General features: G+C 61.9%; 14 protein-coding genes and 2 pseudogenes. 15 read left to right on the forward strand and 1 reads right to left on the reverse strand.

Annotation, left to right across the window (positions count from 1 at the left end):
- The first annotated feature begins 32 nt into the window (after window positions 1–32).
- The 9 genes and pseudogenes from V5B40_RS15735 (at window position 33) to V5B40_RS15775 (ending at window position 10,116) form a co-directional block, all read left to right on the forward strand.
- A complete protein-coding gene (locus tag V5B40_RS15735; protein WP_332355356.1) occupies window positions 33–2,162 on the forward strand; it encodes a type I restriction-modification system subunit M in 2,130 nt (709 codons plus the stop codon).
- Window positions 2,159–3,478: a restriction endonuclease subunit S gene (locus V5B40_RS15740; protein ID WP_332355357.1), complete on the forward strand. Its 1,320-nt coding sequence runs from the start codon at window positions 2,159–2,161 to the stop codon at window positions 3,476–3,478. Before V5B40_RS15735 ends, V5B40_RS15740 begins: the two co-directional genes overlap by 4 nt.
- On the forward strand, window positions 3,475–4,626 hold the full coding sequence (locus V5B40_RS15745; protein ID WP_332355358.1) for an ImmA/IrrE family metallo-endopeptidase: 1,152 nt from the start codon (window positions 3,475–3,477) through the stop codon (window positions 4,624–4,626). The genes V5B40_RS15740 and V5B40_RS15745 overlap by 4 nt, the downstream gene beginning before the upstream one ends.
- The gene (locus V5B40_RS15750; protein WP_332355359.1) at window positions 4,623–5,117 is read left to right on the forward strand and encodes a DUF4411 family protein; all 495 of its coding nucleotides are present in this window, start codon (window positions 4,623–4,625) and stop codon (window positions 5,115–5,117) included. The genes V5B40_RS15745 and V5B40_RS15750 overlap by 4 nt, the downstream gene beginning before the upstream one ends.
- Window positions 5,114–5,344, forward strand: coding sequence for a hypothetical protein (locus V5B40_RS15755; RefSeq protein ID WP_332355360.1), 231 nt, complete (start codon window positions 5,114–5,116; stop codon window positions 5,342–5,344). The genes V5B40_RS15750 and V5B40_RS15755 overlap by 4 nt, the downstream gene beginning before the upstream one ends.
- Before the next feature lie 51 nt (window positions 5,345–5,395).
- Window positions 5,396–8,434 (forward strand): type I restriction endonuclease subunit R, encoded by a 3,039-nt coding sequence (locus tag V5B40_RS15760; protein ID WP_332355361.1) that lies wholly within the window; start codon window positions 5,396–5,398, stop codon window positions 8,432–8,434.
- The gene (locus V5B40_RS15765; protein WP_332355362.1) at window positions 8,415–8,894 is read left to right on the forward strand and encodes an AbrB/MazE/SpoVT family DNA-binding domain-containing protein; all 480 of its coding nucleotides are present in this window, start codon (window positions 8,415–8,417) and stop codon (window positions 8,892–8,894) included. The genes V5B40_RS15760 and V5B40_RS15765 overlap by 20 nt, the downstream gene beginning before the upstream one ends.
- Before the next feature lie 61 nt (window positions 8,895–8,955).
- Window positions 8,956–9,299 (forward strand): annotated as a pseudogene (locus V5B40_RS15770) (DNA methyltransferase); the annotation flags it as partial.
- Between the two features lie 86 nt (window positions 9,300–9,385).
- A pseudogene (locus tag V5B40_RS15775) lies at window positions 9,386–10,116 on the forward strand (DUF4172 domain-containing protein).
- Window positions 10,117–10,207: 91 nt separating this feature from the next.
- Here the strand turns inward: V5B40_RS15775 and V5B40_RS15780 are convergent.
- Entirely contained in the window at window positions 10,208–11,476 is a 1,269-nt protein-coding gene (locus V5B40_RS15780; protein WP_332355363.1) for a plasmid pRiA4b ORF-3 family protein, read from the reverse strand.
- A 449-nt stretch (window positions 11,477–11,925) separates the two neighbouring features.
- Between V5B40_RS15780 and V5B40_RS15785 the strand changes: the two genes are divergently transcribed.
- The 6 genes from V5B40_RS15785 to V5B40_RS15810 all read left to right on the forward strand — a co-directional run bounded on the left by V5B40_RS15785 (window position 11,926) and on the right by V5B40_RS15810 (window position 16,675).
- Complete coding sequence (locus tag V5B40_RS15785; protein ID WP_332355364.1) at window positions 11,926–12,213, forward strand: encapsulin-associated ferritin-like protein; 288 nt, start codon at window positions 11,926–11,928, stop codon at window positions 12,211–12,213.
- Window positions 12,214–12,276: 63 nt separating this feature from the next.
- Window positions 12,277–13,692: a dihydrolipoyl dehydrogenase gene (locus V5B40_RS15790; RefSeq protein ID WP_332355365.1), complete on the forward strand. Its 1,416-nt coding sequence runs from the start codon at window positions 12,277–12,279 to the stop codon at window positions 13,690–13,692.
- Between the two features lie 81 nt (window positions 13,693–13,773).
- Window positions 13,774–14,403 carry a glutathione S-transferase family protein gene (locus V5B40_RS15795; protein WP_332355366.1) on the forward strand — a complete coding sequence of 210 codons (630 nt, stop codon included), beginning with the start codon at window positions 13,774–13,776 and terminating at the stop codon, window positions 14,401–14,403.
- A 186-nt stretch (window positions 14,404–14,589) separates the two neighbouring features.
- Window positions 14,590–15,198 carry a GNAT family N-acetyltransferase gene (locus V5B40_RS15800; RefSeq protein ID WP_332355367.1) on the forward strand — a complete coding sequence of 203 codons (609 nt, stop codon included), beginning with the start codon at window positions 14,590–14,592 and terminating at the stop codon, window positions 15,196–15,198.
- On the forward strand, window positions 15,195–16,025 hold the full coding sequence (gene dapF / locus V5B40_RS15805) for a diaminopimelate epimerase (protein ID WP_332355368.1): 831 nt from the start codon (window positions 15,195–15,197) through the stop codon (window positions 16,023–16,025). Before V5B40_RS15800 ends, dapF begins: the two co-directional genes overlap by 4 nt.
- Complete coding sequence (locus V5B40_RS15810; protein ID WP_332355369.1) at window positions 16,022–16,675, forward strand: DUF484 family protein; 654 nt, start codon at window positions 16,022–16,024, stop codon at window positions 16,673–16,675. The genes dapF and V5B40_RS15810 overlap by 4 nt, the downstream gene beginning before the upstream one ends.
- The last annotated feature ends 5 nt before the right edge of the window (window positions 16,676–16,680 follow it).

Below are 16,680 nucleotides of genomic sequence, written 5' to 3' on the forward strand. Positions count from 1 at the left end.
CCCCACGCGGCAACTAATTGCAGGATTCGTTTATGAGCACCGGTTTCCAACAACTCGCCAACTTCATCTGGTCCGTGGCTGACCTCTTGCGCGGCCCCTATCGCCCGCCGCAGTACGAGCGCGTGATGCTGCCGCTCACCGTGTTGCGCCGTTTCGACGCGGTGCTGACGCTCAGCAAGGACGCGGTGCTGAAACGCTACGCCGAGCTCCGTGCCAAGCGCATACCCAACATCGACGCCGTTCTCAACAACCTGGCGAAGGATGAAGACGGCAAGCCGCTCGGCTTCCACAACCACAGCCAGCTCGACTTCCACAAACTCAAGGGCGACCCGGACAACATCGGCCGCCACCTGGCTGACTACATCAACAGCTTCTCCGAGAATGTCCGCAGGATCTTCGAACGCTTCGAATTCGAGAAGGAAATCGAGAAACTCGAAGAATCCAACCGCCTCTATCAGGTCGTCGCCCAGTTCGCCGAGATCGACTTGCACCCGCGCACAGTCGACAACATCACCATGGGACTGGTGTTCGAGGACCTGATCCGCCGCTTCAACGAAGCTGCCAACGAAACCGCAGGTGACCACTTCACGCCGCGCGAAGTCATACAGCTCATGGTCAACCTGCTGTTGGAGCCCGATACCCAGGTGCTCACGCAGGCCGGCATCATCGTCACAATCTGCGATCCCGCCTGCGGCACCGGCGGCATGCTGGCCGAAGCACAGAACTGGATTCGTGCCCATAACGAACAGGCCACGGTCAAGGTCTTCGGCCAGGACTACAACCCGCGCTCCTATGCCGTTGCGGCCTCCGACCTGCTGATCAAGGGGCACAAGGATGGCCAGGTAGTGCTGGGCAACACCCTCACCGACGACCCTTTCCCCGACCAGCACTTCGACTACCTGCTGGCCAACCCGCCTTTCGGCGTGGACTGGAAGGCGGAGAAGAAGATCATCGACCGCTGGCCCAGCTTCCGCGGCTACAGCGGCAAGCTGCCGCGCATCAACGACGGCGCGTTGCTGTTCCTGCTCTACATGATGAGCAAGTTCGAGGACTACGCTCCCGGCAACCGCAACAAGCCCGGTTCGCGCACCGCCATCGTTTTCAATGGCTCGCCGCTGTTTACCGGCGGTGCCGGCAGCGGCGAGAGCGAGATTCGCCGCTGGATCATCGAGCGTGACCAGCTCGAAGCCATCGTCGCCCTGCCCGAGCAGATGTTCTACAACACCGGCATCGGCACCTTTATCTGGGTGGTCACTAACCGCAAGGGGCCGCACCGCAAGGGCAAGATTCAGTTGATCGACGCGCGCGAGCGCTACACGCCGATGAAGCGCAGCCTCGGCGACAAGCGCCGCTTTCTGGATCAGGCCGCTCTCGACACCATCACCCGCGAACATGGCGCGCTGAAGGACAGCAAGACCAGCCGCGTGTTTGACAACGCGGATTTCGGCTATCGCCGCATCACCGTCCATCGCCCACTGCGTCTGCGCTTCGAGATCACCGGCGAAGCACGTGAGCGATTTCTCGACGCTTGCCCCGAGTTGTTCGATGCCCTGCAGGTAGTACAAGACCGGCTTGGTAGCGAACCGCAGCTGGACTGGAACCGAGCGTGGGATGACGTGCAGCAGGTGTTAAAGACCCTGCCCAGTGACGTCGAAGCTTGGACCAGGGGCGCCAAGGGCACGGCGCAGAAGAAGATCTTCCGCGACTGCTTCACCATCGTGGACCCCGAGGCCGCGCCGGTCATCGCCAAGCATCACAAGGTCGAGCAGCTGGACGGCGCCGCCCTGCTTCCCGGCCAGACGCTGCCCGCCGACCTCGGCAAGGATGCGCTCTACGCCCTGCTGGGCCTGCATGCCGATGGCAGGGGCAAGCACATCGAGTACGAACCCGACCCGGCGCTGAAGGACGCCGAAAACATTTCGCTGAAGGACGACATCGTCAGCTACGTGCTGCGCGAAGTGCGCCCCTACGTGGCCGACGCCTGGATCGACCGCGACACACTGGACGAGCAGGACGGCGGCATCGGCAAGGTCGGCTACGAGATCAACTTCAACCGCGTGTTCTTCCAGTACCAGCCGCCGCGCCCGCTGCACGAGATCGATGCGGAACTGGCTGGCGTGGAGCAGCGGATCCTGGAGCTGCTGCGGGAGGTAACGGAGTGAACGGCACCGACCTTCTGGCCTTGCTTCCCGAGGGGTGGCGACGCGTGCCGCTTAAGGCTACTTGTAATTTTTTTGTCAGCAACGTTGACAAGCATTCCTTCGACGACGAATTGCCGGTTCGTCTGTGCAACTACACGGATGTATACAAGAACGACCGAGTCTCGCCCGACATGGAACTGATGGCAGCCACTGCCACGCCGCAAGAAATCGAGCGCTTTCACCTGGAGGTTGGCGATGTAGTCATCACGAAGGACTCTGAATCCTGGAACGACATCGCCGTTCCTGCGTATGTGGAGGGCACTGCGGACGATTTTGTTTGTGGCTATCACCTCGCATTCATTCGTCCGAGGAAAGAGGTTCTCGACGGGCGATTCCTGTTCCGTTGCTTGCAGTCGCGGCCCGTAGCCCTTCAGCTTGAACTTGAAGCTACTGGCGTCACACGCTACGGCTTGCCAAAAGATTCGATCGGTCTTGCGGTGCTGTCTCTGCCACCATTGCCAGCGCAAGTTCGCATCGCCAACTACCTCGATGGCGAAATCGCCCGCATCGACGGGCTGATCGCCGAGAAGGAACGCATGCTGGGGCTGCTGGAAGAAAAGCGCGCCGCCCTCATCAGCCGCGTCGTCACCCGCGGCCTCGACCCCAACGCCCCGCTGAAACCCTCCGATCAGGATTGGCTGGGCGAGGTTCCTGCGCATTGGGAAGTTCAGCCCATCAAATACTTGGCCGTCGTTGGCAACGGCTCGACACCTTCGGTTGAAAATGCCAGCTATTGGAGCGACGATGGCTACCCATGGCTGAACAGCTCCGTCGTGAATGAGCCGCTCGTCATAAAGGCAAGTCGGTTCGTGACTGAAACCGCACTGAAAGAATGCCACTTGCCAAAGATCCAGCCGCCAGCTGTACTGGTCGGCATCACCGGACAAGGAAGGACGCGCGCCTTGTCGTCACTGCTGGGCATCGAGGCCACGATAAATCAGCATCTCGCGTTCATCAAGCCACACTGCGACGCGCTCCATCCGGGTTATCTATGCCACTGGTTGGGTCATGCCTATGCGTTTCTTCGCAGCGACAGCGATGGTGCAGGCAGTACCAAAGGGGCAATCACTTGCGAACAACTGGCCAACATGAGAATTCCTGTTCCGCCAACCGGTGAGCAGTTGGAAATATGCGCCCATATAAGGAAGTCGCTTGATGTTGCTGAACCGCTTCAGTCGGAGATTCAAAACTCACTCAATCTACTGATGGAACGTCGCGCCGCCCTGATCACCGCCGCCGTGACCGGCCAGATTCCGCTTGAGGAGCTGCAGCCATGAACCTTACCGTACCCGCCTCGATACCGGTGCTGCGCTGGGCCGCCGAGCGGGCGCGGTTGGACGATTTTGCGCTGGTGAAGCGTTTTCGCAAGTGGCCGCTGTGGCTCAGCGGTGAGGCGCAACCGACGCTGAGGCAAATCGAAGATTTCGCCCGCATGACCCATACGCCGTTCGGCTACTTTTTCCTGCCCGAACCACCGCGCATGGAACTGCCGGTGCCGGACTTCCGGAGCTTGCGCGACGCGCCCGTGCGCGAACCGAGCAATGACCTGCTGGATACCGTTTACCTGTGCCAGCGGCGCCAGGACTGGTTTCGCGAGTACGCCCAGATCAATGGTCTCCCGCCTGTACCCTTCGTCGGTGAGGTCCGCGTTGGTGATGTCCCTGAAGCCGTGGCTGAGAAGCTGCGCGATACGCTGGACTTGTCTGTTACCGAGCGACAGACCTTGCCGACGTGGACCGATGCCCTGCGGCAATTGATCGCGCGCACCGAGGATGCCGGCGTGCTGGTGATGGCCAGCTCCATTGTCGGTGCCAACAGTCACCGCAAGCTCGATGTCGACGAGTTTCGCGGCTTCGCCCTGGCCGATCACCTAGCTCCCCTAGTGTTCTTGAACGCAGGCGATAGCAAAGCAGCGCAAATGTTCAGCCTGGCGCATGAACTGGCCCATCTGGCCCTGGGACAAAGCGGCATATCGGATGCTGAAGCCGGCCGTGTGCCTGAGCGAACTACCGAACGCTGGTGTAACAAGGTCGCCGCTGAGTTGCTGATGCCGCTGGCGGTCATGCGAGAAGCGGTGCAGCGCGAGGCAGCCATTGAACAGGAAATTCAACGCCTGGCTCGGCTGTTCAAGGTCAGTACGCTGGTGGCGCTGCGGCGCTTGTTCGACGCAGGCCTGATCAACGCAGCCACACTATGGCAGCACTACCGCAAGGAAGTCGAACGCCTGCGCACGCTGGAGCGCACTGGCGGCGGCGGTGACTTCTACCGGACCCTGGGTGCGCGCACCGGCAAGCGCTTTGCGCGGGCCCTGGTAGGCAGCGCCTTGGAAGGGCAGACCTTGTTTCAGGATGCCTTCCGCCTGCTGGGCGTGCGCAAATCCGCTACGTTCTACCAGGCTGCGCGCGAGTTGGGGGTGATGCTGTGATCTACCTGCTCGATGCGAATGTGTTCATTCAGGCCAAGAATCTGCACTACGGGCTGGACTTCTGCCCCGCCTTCGGGGAATGGCTGCTCGAAAACCATGCCGCGGGAAAAGTGGCCAGTATCGACAAGGTAGGCGACGAAATCGCCGCCGGCGGTGATGAACTCACCGATTCGGTACGCGATCACGGCGACGGCATGTTCCTCAAGACCGATGCGGCGGTCGCAGCGCAATTCGGCGCCGTCAGCACCTGGATCACCGGCCAGCAGTACGAGCCGGCGGCGATCAACACCTTCTTGCAGGTGGCGGACTTCTACCTCATCGCGCATGCGCTGGCGCGCGGGCAAACGGTTGTCACCCACGAGGTGCCGGCGAACTCGGCAAAACGAATCAAGATACCGAACGTCTGCAGCGGCTTGAATCTGCGTTTTACGACGCCTTACGAGATGTTGCGGCGCGAACAGGCCAAGTTTGTCTTGGGGAAGAAGCCATGACGCGTTCCAGCGAAGCCGCTATCGCAACCGCCATCGAATCGGTCGTGCCGGACGCCGGTCACAATTGGGTCGACGGCAAAGGCTTCGACCGTCATCGGGGGATTCTGCCGGTTGAAGCGCCGGGGTTCATTCGCACTGCCCAAGCCAGGCTTCGGGAGAAGCTTGAGGCGCTGCACGGCGAGCAGCGCTATGCTTTTCAACGTTACCTTGAGTTGCTTTTAAGTTAAAGAAATCTTGGCATCTTTAACTTAAGCGTTGAGGGAGTAAAGGATGATCTTGTGAACCGAACCAGCGAGGCCGCCTTTGAAACCGCCATTGAGTCGGTTTTGCTGGGCAATGGCTATACACCCGTCGATGGCCAGGGCTTCGATCGCGAGCGGAGCATCTTCGCAGCGGAGGTACTGGCGTTCATCCAAGCCACCCAGGAGAGCGTGTGGAAGAAGCTCGATGCCCTGCACGGTGCGCAAACCGGGGACCGCGTTCTGGAATCACTGTGCAAATGGCTGAACACGCATGGTGCCCTAGCCACGCTTCGGCACGGCTTCAAGTGTTTCGGCAAGACCCTGCGTGTCGCGTTCTTTCGCCCGGCGCACGGACTTAACCCGGAGCTGGAGGCGCGCTACCAGGCCAATCGGCTCGGCCTGACCCGACAACTGCACTTCAGTCCGAAGAGCGAGAAATCGTTGGACGTGGTGTTGTCGGTCAATGGCATCCCCGTGGTGACCCTGGAACTCAAGAACCCGCTGAGCGGGCAGACGGTGGCCAATGCCATCCACCAGTACCGCAACGACCGCGATCCGCGTGAACCCATCTTCGAGTTCACCAAGCGAACCTTGGTGCACTTCGCAGTGGACACGGAAGAGGCGCACATGGCGACGCGGCTGGCGGGCCCGGCAACGCACTTTCTGCCCTTCAACCGGGGTGCGGACGGCGGCGCCGGCAATCCGCCCGACAAGGCCGGTCGCAACTACAAGACGGCCTACCTGTGGGAGGAAGTGCTGCAGCGTGACAGCCTGCTGGACCTGCTTGCCCGCTTTCTGCATGTAGATGTTGAGGAGAAAGTGGCGGACGACGGCAAGAAGCTGCGCAAGGAAAACCTGATCTTTCCGCGCTACCACCAGCTGCAAGCCGTGCGCCAGATCGTGGGCGCCGCCGCAACGGAGGGTGTCGGCCACAACTACCTGGTGGAGCACTCGGCCGGCAGCGGCAAGAGCAACACCCTGGCCTGGCTGGCGCATCGCCTTTCCAGCCTGCACAACGGGCAGGACCAACGGCTTTTCGACAGCGTGGTGGTGATCACCGATCGCGTGGTGCTGGACAGGCAGTTGCAGAATACGATCTACCAGTTCGACCACCGCCAGGGCGTGGTGCAGAAGATCGACGAGGACTCGCGGCAGCTCGCAGAGGCGCTGGAAGCGGGTGTGCCGATCATCATCACGACACTGCAGAAGTTCCCCTTCGTCTCCGGGCAGCTGGCCAAGCTGAGTGAGGAGCGCGGCGAGGGCGGCAGGAGCCACCTGCCGACGCGCAAATACGCGGTGATCATCGACGAAGCACACAGCTCGCAGTCGGGGGAGACGGCCACCGAACTCAAGGGCGTGCTGGGCGGCGCCGAATTGCGCAAGAAGGCCCAGGAGATGGCCGAAGAGGAGGGCGAGGTCGAACTGGAGCGCTTGTTCCGTTCCATGGCCAAGCGTGGCCGGCAGCCCAACATGAGCTTCTTCGCCTTCACGGCGACGCCCAAGCACAAGACGCTGGCAATTTTCGGGCGCAACGGCGAGCCGTTTCACCGCTACACGATGCGTCAAGCCATTGACGAAGGCTTCATCGAGGACGTGCTCATGAGCTACGTCACTTACAAGACCTACTACAAGCTGCTCAAGAAGGCCGAGGACGACCCCAACGTCGAGCGCAAGAAGGCGGCCAAGGCGCTGGCCCGCTTCATGCGCCTGCACCCGCACAACATCGGCCAGAAGACCGAGGTGATGGTGGAACACTTCCAGCATTTCACGCGGCACAAGATCGGCGGCCACGCCAAGGCCATGGTCGTCACGGGCTCGCGCCTGGAGGCTGTGCGCTACAAGCAGGAGTTCGACCGCTACATTCAGAAGATGGGCTACCCGATCAAGAGCCTGGTGGCATTCTCGGGCACGGTGGAAGACGACAAGACCCCCGAAAAGTCGTACACCGAGGTCGCGATGAACGGCGGCGTGACAGAGAAGGAGCTGCCCGAGACCTTCGCCAGGCCTGACTATCGGGTGCTGTTGGTGGCCGAGAAGTACCAGACGGGCTTCGACCAACCCATGCTGCACACCATGTACGTGGACAAACGCCTGGCCGGCATCCAGGCCGTGCAGACCCTGTCGCGCCTTAACCGGACACATCCGCTGAAGGACGACACCTTCGTGCTGGACTTCGTCAACGACCCGGCAGAGATCCAGGAAGCCTTCCGGCAGTACTACGAAGGCTCGGTGATGGGTGAGCAAGTCGATCCGGACAAGCTCTATCAGGTAAAAGCCGACCTTGATGCGACTGGCATCTACCGGCAATTGGAGGTGGACGACTTCTCACGAATTTTCTTTGCGCCCAAGCAGCGGCAAAGCCCCGGTGACCATAAAGCCATGAACGCGGTGCTCGACGAGGCAGTCGCTCGCTTCAAGCAACTGCAGAACACGGAAGAGGAGGAAGCTGAACTCTGGCGAGGCAAGCTCCAGGCCTTCCGGAACCTGTACGGCTTCCTCAGCCAGGTGATTCCCTACCAGGACAGCGATCTGGAAAAGCTCTTCACCTACTTGCGCCACCTCGCGTTGAAACTTCCGAAGCGAAAGAGCGGGCCGGGATACCAGTTCGACGAGGAAGTCGAACTCGATTACTACCGGCTGCAAAAGATCAGCGAAGGCTCAATCAGCCTGAACGAGGGTTACGCCAAAGCTCTCGACGGGCCACGCGAGGTGGGTTCCGGGATGGTGCGCGAGGAACGCCTTTCGTTGTCACGCTTGATAGACTTCATCAACCAGCGTTTCGGTGGTGAACTCAACGAAGCAGACCAACTGTTTTTCGACCAGATTACCGAGGCAGCCAGCCGGAACGAGTCCTTGCGGCAAGCAGCCGAAGTCAACTCGCTGGACAAGTTCCAACTGGTATTCCGGCAGGTCCTGGAGTCACTGTTCATCGAACGCATGGATCTGAATGAAGAGCTGTTCACCGACTACATGGGTAAGCCGGATATGCAGGAACTCGTTTCCAAGTGGCTCGGGTGCCAGGTTTATGAGCGACTGTCCGCAGGGAAGGCGCGCAATGAACAGGTGCCTGGGTAAACCGGCATATTGCGAGAAGGTGCAGCCGACGTGGCAATCCAGCGATTTGACGCTGCGCGTTAGCGATGAGGCGGAAAAGAGCAAGTTGTCGCCAAAATCCCAGCGCAGTTCGACAAACTATCCGGGAAACAGCCTGGCTTCGCTCACCGGAATCGCGCCGCTTGTGTGCCATGCTCGCGGGTATCACATTGATGCATTGCGTAATACAAAGAGGATCGCCATGTCGACCACGCTGACCAGCAAAGGCCAGGTCACCATCCCCAAGCAGATTCGTGATGCGCGCAAGCTCGAGCCCGGTTGTGCTGTGGATTTCGCTGTCAATCGCGAGGGGGAGCTGGTCATTCAGAAGGTCGAGAGGCGGGCGGGCCAGCAGCCCGACCGCTTCGAGGCGGCCCGCGGCAAGGCCGATGTCAAGTGGCGCACCGACGATCTGATGACGCTGCTACGTGGCGAGGGATGATGCTGCTGGTCGACACCAACGTCCTGGTCGACATTCTGGAAAACGATCCGCAATGGGCTGCTGCGGTGACCGTGAGCAGAGCGACGTGTCGCAGATCAAGAAGTCGGTCAAGAACGATCTGCATCCGACGACGAAGCCGGTGGAGCTCGTCGAGCGTGCGATCCGCAATTAGAGCCGCCCGGGTGACTTGGTGCTTGACGCCTTCGGCGGTGCTGAAACGAGGTTGATCGCGGCCGAGAAGTCTGGCCTGTCCGCGAGCTTGATAGAACTGGACCCCAAGTACGTCGATACCATCGTTCGCCGCTGTCAGGACCAACCGGAAAGAACGCCACCCGGGAGTCGGATGGCCTGGCTTTCGATGATTTGGCCAGCGAGGCGGTTGGCATTCAAAACGTCCTTGGTTGAGGTCGTGCGGAGAATAAGGACACATTCGCCGCGCCGTCTGCGGCGAATACCTTGTCGCAGCGCTGAAAGCTGACCATAATCACCGCATGACTGAGGGAGATTACACCTACATCTGGCAGGCCGCTGACTGGCCGACGTGGCGCTACGACCTGTCGGCCCTGGCGGGGCCACTGGCAGATGTCAGTCGGGCCCAAGGTCTGCTTCTCGGTCGGCTGGCCGAGGTCGGCATTGCCCTGCGCGATCAGGCCAGCCTGACGACGCTGACTGAGGATGTCCTCAAGACCAGCGAAATCGAGGACGAGCGGCTCGACGCCGACTCCGTGCGCTCGTCCATCGCCCGCCGATTGGGCGTGGACGTCGGAGCGCTGGCAGCAGTCGATCGCCACGTGGAGGGCGTGGTCGAGATGGTACTTGACGCGACAACGCGCAGCACCGCGAGCCTGACACGAGAATGCCTGCTTGGCTGGCACGCGGCACTGTTCCCGACCGGCTATAGCGGACTCGCGCCCGCGCCGATGGCAGCCCGCAACGCTTCTACAGTCTGTCAGCGCAAATACAGCGCGAGCGACAGGACTACTACGAAATCCTGGAACGTACGCAAAAGGGTGCGCTGGAAGTGACCGACTGGCTGCGGTGCTTCCTCGACAACCTGCAGCGTGCGGTCGATACCGCGCTGCGCGATATTAACGAACTGCTCCTCTGGCGCGTGTTACGCAAGATACCTGGCGATGGCCGCAGCACGGCATACCAGCTCAATACACAGGGACGCCTGGCTGATCACAAAGAGGGAGATTCTTCTTCGCTGACCTCGCAGTGAAACGCGTAGCCCGTACAGCAAGGCAAGCATCCGAGGGCTGCCGTGGCCGCGGGCAGCGTTCGCCAAAGGCGGAGAATTCCGCAACGGGCGGTCACCGATATTGCTGTGGCAGCTTGCCGTGTTCGGCGAGAACCTCGGGCTTCCCTCCGCCTTCCGACGCGTCCCGCTTTTCGAGCAGCACCTTGAAGCGCCAGTTATCGCCAAAATCGTAGCGGAATTCGACAAGCTGCCCAGGAAGCAGCCCGGCCTCTCCCAGTGTCACTTCGTCTGCGCAATCGTCATAGACGTCGCTACAGCGCGGGTCGGCGAGCATACGCAGGCTTGCGTACTCGTCCTGGTAGCGAAACTGGTACAGGTGCTCATCGTCGAATTCGAAGGTATCCAGAATGAACTCGGCAAGATCCTCGAAACTGCTTGCCGCAGGCACGACGATGCGACGCCATACGCTCTGCCCAAGTGAAACCTTGAAGGTCATGCTGCCGCGGAATGGCTCGACGGCATCGACTCCCCCGAGAATATTCCTCCAGGCCGGAAATGACGGAACCACGACCTTCGCCCAAGAATAAAACGGCGACAACCCGGCATCCGCGTCGCTGAGTTCTTCCGTCGCGGCCGAGTTCTCGACCGAAGGAACGAGAAGGCGCTCCAGCAGAGCACCGGTGCTATAGCCGGAAGCCTTAAGATAGGTGGCACTGGCGGACAAGCCCCAGCGCGTCGCGGCCATTCGCTTGATCTTCCATCCTCGCCCGACAACGGCCGCTTCCGACTCGATGTCAAGCAGACCGAACAGTTGCATGAGCGCGATCTGCCTGCTGCCGAGGAGGTATGACAAGGGGTCGGGCGATTCCTGCTTGCTCGCCCCGCTGTGCGGGCGCTTGCGCTTCAAGAAGTCGTAACGGTATTCCGCGAACCTGCCGGCTGCCGACCCCCACAAGTCGTTCTCGCCATCTGCAAGATGCCACCAGCGTTCGAGCAAGCTGAAATACTGCTCCGTGGGATTGAGCAACTGCCACTTGGCGAGCATCGCCGTATCTAGAACCATCCGCGGCGTGCTGCGTGAACGATCGATCCTCCCCAGCCGACTGAAGCGCAACAGCAGGTGTAAGCCATCTACATGCGGATAGGAGGCCTGCCTGCCGCGGCTGAGACCGATCGGCGCCGGATAAGTCAAGAGGCTATTGAGTTCGGGCAAGCGAGCAATGGCAAACTCACATTCCTTTGGCGAAACCGGGATGCCGTCCGCACCGAGGTAAGAGAGTAGCGCTTCGAAATCACGCACGATGGTGCCAGGGGGCGCCTTTGCCGCGGCAACGGCAGAGAACACGGCACGGTCTGCGTCAGTCAGTTGGAAATTCGCCATGAGGGAGTCGATTTGTTGAATGATTGCGTTGGTGGAGGGAGAGACTGGCAGTCGGCAGCGTCACACATGTTAATGTGAAAGTCGCGCACGCGACTCACGAAACTCCCGTCTCCCCTCGCGGGAGAAGAAAGTACAGCGCCCGTTTTCTCCCGACGTGCAGCTGATCTCGCCGGATCGGACTTGAGCCTGGGGCCATCGCTTTCCAACAAGGCTGAAAGCGGTTCTCGCCGATCGACCCGACCCTTGGTGCGCGCATGGCACGAGCTTCCGGGAAGTGGAGACGACTCGCTGGGCGCCGTGCCGGAAAAGCTCCCGCGATGCTGGTGCCGACACCCCATCATGCTTCTGCGATGACGCTTGTTGGTCTATGATCATTACCGGAAACGCGACCAGCGCCGATTCATTCTCGATTTATTGTTCAACCCGAAGGCTTGTCGGAGGATTGCAAAATGGCAAATGAAGGCTACCACGAACCCGTTTCGGAACTGACGGACGAAGCACGCGACATGCATCGGGCGATTGTCTCGCTGATGGAGGAACTCGAAGCGGTCGATTGGTACAACCAGCGCATGGATGCCTGCAAGGATGTTGAGCTGCGCGCCATCCTCAAGCACAACCGCGACGAGGAGAAGGAGCACGCGGCGATGGTTCTCGAATGGATCCGCCGCCACGACGCCACTTTCGACAAGGAATTGCGCGACACGCTATTCACTGACAAGAAGCTCGATCACGACTGATCGCTGGCGCCATCGCCAGCCCGCCAGCGACGCCGCACAAGCTTCCCAGCGAGGAACCTGCGAATGGAAAAGACCCTTGACGTCATCATCATCGGCGCCGGATCTGCCGGCCTCGCCGCCTTGCGGGAGGTGCAGAAGCGCACCGAGAACTTCCTGCTGATCAACGACGGCCCCTACGGCACGACCTGCGCGCGAGTGGGCTGCATGCCCTCCAAGGCGCTGATCGAGGCCGCCAACGCCTTCCATCGTCGGCACAGCTTCGACGCCTTCGGCATTCGCGGCGGCGCCGCGCTGAGCATCGACGTGCCAGCGGTACTGCGCCGTGTGCGCGCTCTGCGCGACGATTTTGTCGCCGGCACTGTCAGGGCCAGCGACGACCTGGGCGAACGCAGCCTCGCCGGCCGCGCCACGCTGCTCGATGCGCAGACAGTTGCCGTCGGCAACCGCCGCTACCACGCCAGGCGGATCATCATCGCCAGCGGCAGTCACCCGCTGATCCCGGACGCCTGGCGCGCCTTTGGCGAGCGCATCGTGACCACCGACACCCTGTTCGAAATGGAGACGCTGCCGCGCCGGATGGCGGTCGTCGGCCTGGGCGCCATTGGCGTCGAGATTGCGCAGGCGCTATCGCGGCTGGGCGTCGAAGTCACCGGCTTCGGGGCCAACCCGCGACTCGCAGGGCTAAGCGACGATGCCGTCGATCTTGCCTTGCGCGAGTTGCTGCAGAAAGAGTTCCCGTTGCACACCACGGCCAGCGCCGAGCTGTCGTCGGCCAGCGACGGGATCGAAGTGCGCAGCGGCACCGTGCGCGTCCTCGTCGACCGGGTGATCGCCGCCATTGGCAGGCGCCCGAACATCGCCGGCATCGGCCTGGAAGCACTCGGCATCGAGCTCGACGCGCGCGGCATGCCGCCGGTAAACCCCAACACCTTGCAGATCGCCGACCTGCCGATCTTTCTGGCCGGTGACGCCAACGGGCGTGCGGCCTTGCTGCACGAGGCCGCCGACGAAGGTCACATCGCCGGCATCAACGCCACGTCCACCGAGCTGCGCTGCTTCCGACGCCGCACGCCGCTGGCGATCGTCTTCGCCGACCCCAATGTTGCCGTCGTCGGCCAGCGCTTCGCCGAACTCGATGCGGCCCAGGTGCTCATCGGGCAAGCCAGCTTCAAGCGACAGGGCCGGGCGCGCACCGCCGAAAACAACAAGGGCTTGCTGCGCCTCTATGCCGAGCGGAGCAGTGGCCGCCTGCTCGGTGGCGAGATGTGCGTACCTGCCGGCGAGCACATGGCGCACGTCCTTGCCTTGGCCATCGAACGCGAACTCAGCGTGCAGGAGCTGCTGCGCCTGCCCTTCTATCACCCGGTGCTCGAAGAAGGCATGCGCAGCGCGCTGCGCGAATTGTCGGCGCAGCTGCCTGCGGGCAGCGACTCCGACCTTGCTTCCTGCGGCGCGTACCAGGCCGAGGCGCTGGACTGAAACCCGTAACTGCGCCCAGATTGACCCCGCGCCCCCGGCAACGATATCGTGTTAACCGGCCCATCGACAGGAGAACCCGCCATGCTTTTCCATGACTGCAACTTTGCCCCCAGCCCTCGCCTGGTACGCGTGTTCATCGCCGAAAAGGGACTCGCTATCCCGACCCGCGAGCTAGACCTCCGTAACGGCGAACAGCTCTCGCCCGAATACCGCGCGATCAATCCCTACTGCAGCGTACCGGTCCTCGAACTCGACGACGGCACACGACTGACCTCGACGCAGGGCTGCTGGCGCTATCTCGAAGAAACCGTACCCAATCCGCCGCTGCTCGGCTCGACGCCGACCGAGAAGGCACTGATCGCCGACCTGCTGTGGCACATCGAGAACGATGGCTGGCAGGCGATTACCGAGGCCGTACGCAACACCCTGCCGGGAATGAAAGACCGGGCATTGACCGGCGCCGAGAACTACGCGCAAATCCCGGCGCTCGGCGAACGCGGCAAGCTGCGCGGTGAACGCTTCCTCGCCCAGCTCGACAAAATGCTGGCCGGACGCGACTACCTTGCCGGCGATCGCTACAGCGCGGCCGACATCATGGCCCTGGTGCTCGTCGATTTCGCCGGCTGGCTGAAGATCGTGCTGCCTGCCGAGGCCAGTAACGCCCTGCGCTGGTACGCCACCGTCAGCGCCCGGCCGAGCGCCAGGCTGTAGAGCTTCCGAGCTTCACGTGCAGGCGACCAGCCGGGCCTTGGGCCGGTACAATTCGTCCTTTTCGCTCATCACGCGTCGTCACTGATCGCCACTCGCCGCCACTCGCCGCCACTCGCCGGCGGCAACTTGCTGCCGGCGCTCTGGCGACGCGGGCCGGGTCGACGCGCGGATCGCTTCGGAGCCAGAATGAAGGTCCTCATCTCACCCCTTGCTGCTGCTGACGTCGAAGCGGTCACCGCGCTCGCACGCCGCGTCTGGCAACACACCTACCTGGGAATCATCAGCCAGGAACAGATCGACTACATGCTCGAGCAACGCTACCGCGCGCAGCTGGTGAAGGAGGAGTTGGGCACGCCCACGATATGGTGGGACCAGGCGAGCGTCGATGGTCAGCTGGCCGGCTTCGTCTCCTGCCTGCTGACCGCCACAGCCGGCGAAATGAAGCTTGACAAGCTCTACGTCGACCCACAGCGACAGCGTCTCGGGATTGGCCGTCGCCTGGTCGAACAGGTGGTCGCACGGGCGCAGGCGGCCGCTTGCGAAACGCTGATCCTGGCCGTCAACAAGGGCAACGAAAAAGCCATTGCCGCTTACCGCAAACAGGGCTTCGTCGTCCGTGACTCGGTCTGCGTCGATATTGGCGGCGGCTACGTGATGGACGACTTTATAATGGCCAAACCATTGCTAACGGTCATCAGAGGTCGCAATACCCCGGACCATGACCGTCATCACCGTCCCCCGCCACTTGCCGAGCGCATGCCGGCGGGCACGCCGCCGGATCCTGAACAGGCATGAAACTGACATTTGTGAAAATGCACGGACTGGGCAACGACTTTGTCGTGCTCGACGGCATTCGTCAGGCGATCGAACTGACGCCAGCACAACTGCGCCTGCTCGCTGACCGCCACTTCGGCGTCGGCTGCGACCAGATTCTGCTCGTCGAAGCAGCCCGCCAGCCGGGCGTCGATTTCCGCTATCGCATTTTCAACGCCGACGGCGGCGAAGTCGAGCAGTGCGGCAACGGCGCGCGCTGCTTCGTGCGTTTCGTTCATGAGCAGGGGCTGAGCACCCGGCGCGAGATCCGCGTCGAAACCATGGGCGGGGTCATCGTCCCGCGCCTCGAGGACGACGGCATGGTGAGCGTCGACATGGGGGAACCGGTCCTGGCGCCGGCGAAAATACCGTTCATCAGCGCCAGCAACGATGTCCTGCAGACGCTGCGCATCGCCGACCATGCAATCGCCATCACCGCCGTCGGCATGGGTAACCCGCACGCGGTACAGCTGGTCGAAGACGTCGATACGGCAGCCGTCGAACAACAGGGACCACTGCTCGAAAGACACCCCTGCTTTCCGCAGCGCGTCAATGCCGGCTTCATGCAGGTGGTCGAGCGACAGGCGATTCGCCTGCGCGTTTTCGAACGCGGCGCCGGCGAAACCCTGGCCTGCGGCACCGGCGCTTGCGCCGCCGTCGTCGCCGGCATCAGCCGCGGCCTGCTTGATTCGCCGGTGCGCGTCGAAATGCGTGGCGGCCTGCTCAGTATCGCCTGGAATGGCCCCGGCACCCCGGTGCTGATGACCGGCCCCGCAGTCACCGTATTCAAGGGAGAAATCGAAATATGAAATCCAGCGAAGTCGCAGAGTACCTGCACAGCAATCCCCAGTTCTTCGAAGAGCACTCGGAGCTGATGACCAATATGGTCGTTCCGCACCCGCATGGGGGGCGGACGATCTCGATCACCGAGCGCCAGATGCTCGCGCTGCGCGACAAGAACAAGCAGCTCGAAAGCAAGATGGGCGAGCTGCTGCAGTTCGGCGAGGAAAACGATGCCATTAGCGAAAAGATGCACCGTCTGGCGGTGGGCATGATCGCCGCCAACAGCTTCCAGTCGGTGCTGCACACGCTGAATTTTCACCTGCGCGACGATCTTGCCGTTCCCCACGTCGCCGTGCGCCTCTGGGATCGCCCCACCGAAAGCGACGAGCTCCCTGAATTCACCGAGGTCAGCAAGGAACTACAGGCTTTTTCCGAAACCCTGGGGCACCCTTACTGCGGCTCGACCACCGGCTTCGAGACCTCGTCATGGTTCGGCGAAGCCTCCCTGCACATTCGCTCACAAGCCTTGATCGCCATGCGCAACGGCGGCGGCACGATCGGCATGATCGCCATGGGCAGCGAGGACGGCGAACGTTTCTACAACGGCATGGGAACGATCTACCTCGAGCGCCTCGGTGAAATGGCGTCGGCGGCGCTGGCGCGCGTCCTGCGCTAAGCGCT

Source organism: Candidatus Accumulibacter meliphilus (assembly GCF_036625345.1).
Taxonomy (GTDB): Bacteria; Pseudomonadota; Gammaproteobacteria; order Burkholderiales; family Rhodocyclaceae; genus Accumulibacter; species Accumulibacter meliphilus.

Excerpts from the sequence above, each read along its gene's own strand:
- V5B40_RS15755 (WP_332355360.1), top strand. The coding sequence starts at position 5,114 with ATGACGCGTTCCAGCGAAGCCGCTATCGCAACCGCCATCGAATCGGTC.
- V5B40_RS15795 (WP_332355366.1), top strand. The coding sequence starts at position 13,774 with ATGCTTTTCCATGACTGCAACTTTGCCCCCAGCCCTCGCCTGGTACGC.
- V5B40_RS15810 (WP_332355369.1), top strand. The coding sequence starts at position 16,022 with ATGAAATCCAGCGAAGTCGCAGAGTACCTGCACAGCAATCCCCAGTTC.
- V5B40_RS15785 (WP_332355364.1), top strand. The coding sequence starts at position 11,926 with ATGGCAAATGAAGGCTACCACGAACCCGTTTCGGAACTGACGGACGAA.
- dapF (WP_332355368.1), top strand. The coding sequence starts at position 15,195 with ATGAAACTGACATTTGTGAAAATGCACGGACTGGGCAACGACTTTGTC.
- V5B40_RS15745 (WP_332355358.1), top strand. The coding sequence starts at position 3,475 with ATGAACCTTACCGTACCCGCCTCGATACCGGTGCTGCGCTGGGCCGCC.
- V5B40_RS15765 (WP_332355362.1), top strand. The coding sequence starts at position 8,415 with ATGAACAGGTGCCTGGGTAAACCGGCATATTGCGAGAAGGTGCAGCCG.
- V5B40_RS15780 (WP_332355363.1), bottom strand. The coding sequence starts at position 11,476 with ATGGCGAATTTCCAACTGACTGACGCAGACCGTGCCGTGTTCTCTGCC.
- V5B40_RS15800 (WP_332355367.1), top strand. The coding sequence starts at position 14,590 with ATGAAGGTCCTCATCTCACCCCTTGCTGCTGCTGACGTCGAAGCGGTC.
- V5B40_RS15735 (WP_332355356.1), top strand. The coding sequence starts at position 33 with ATGAGCACCGGTTTCCAACAACTCGCCAACTTCATCTGGTCCGTGGCT.
- V5B40_RS15790 (WP_332355365.1), top strand. The coding sequence starts at position 12,277 with ATGGAAAAGACCCTTGACGTCATCATCATCGGCGCCGGATCTGCCGGC.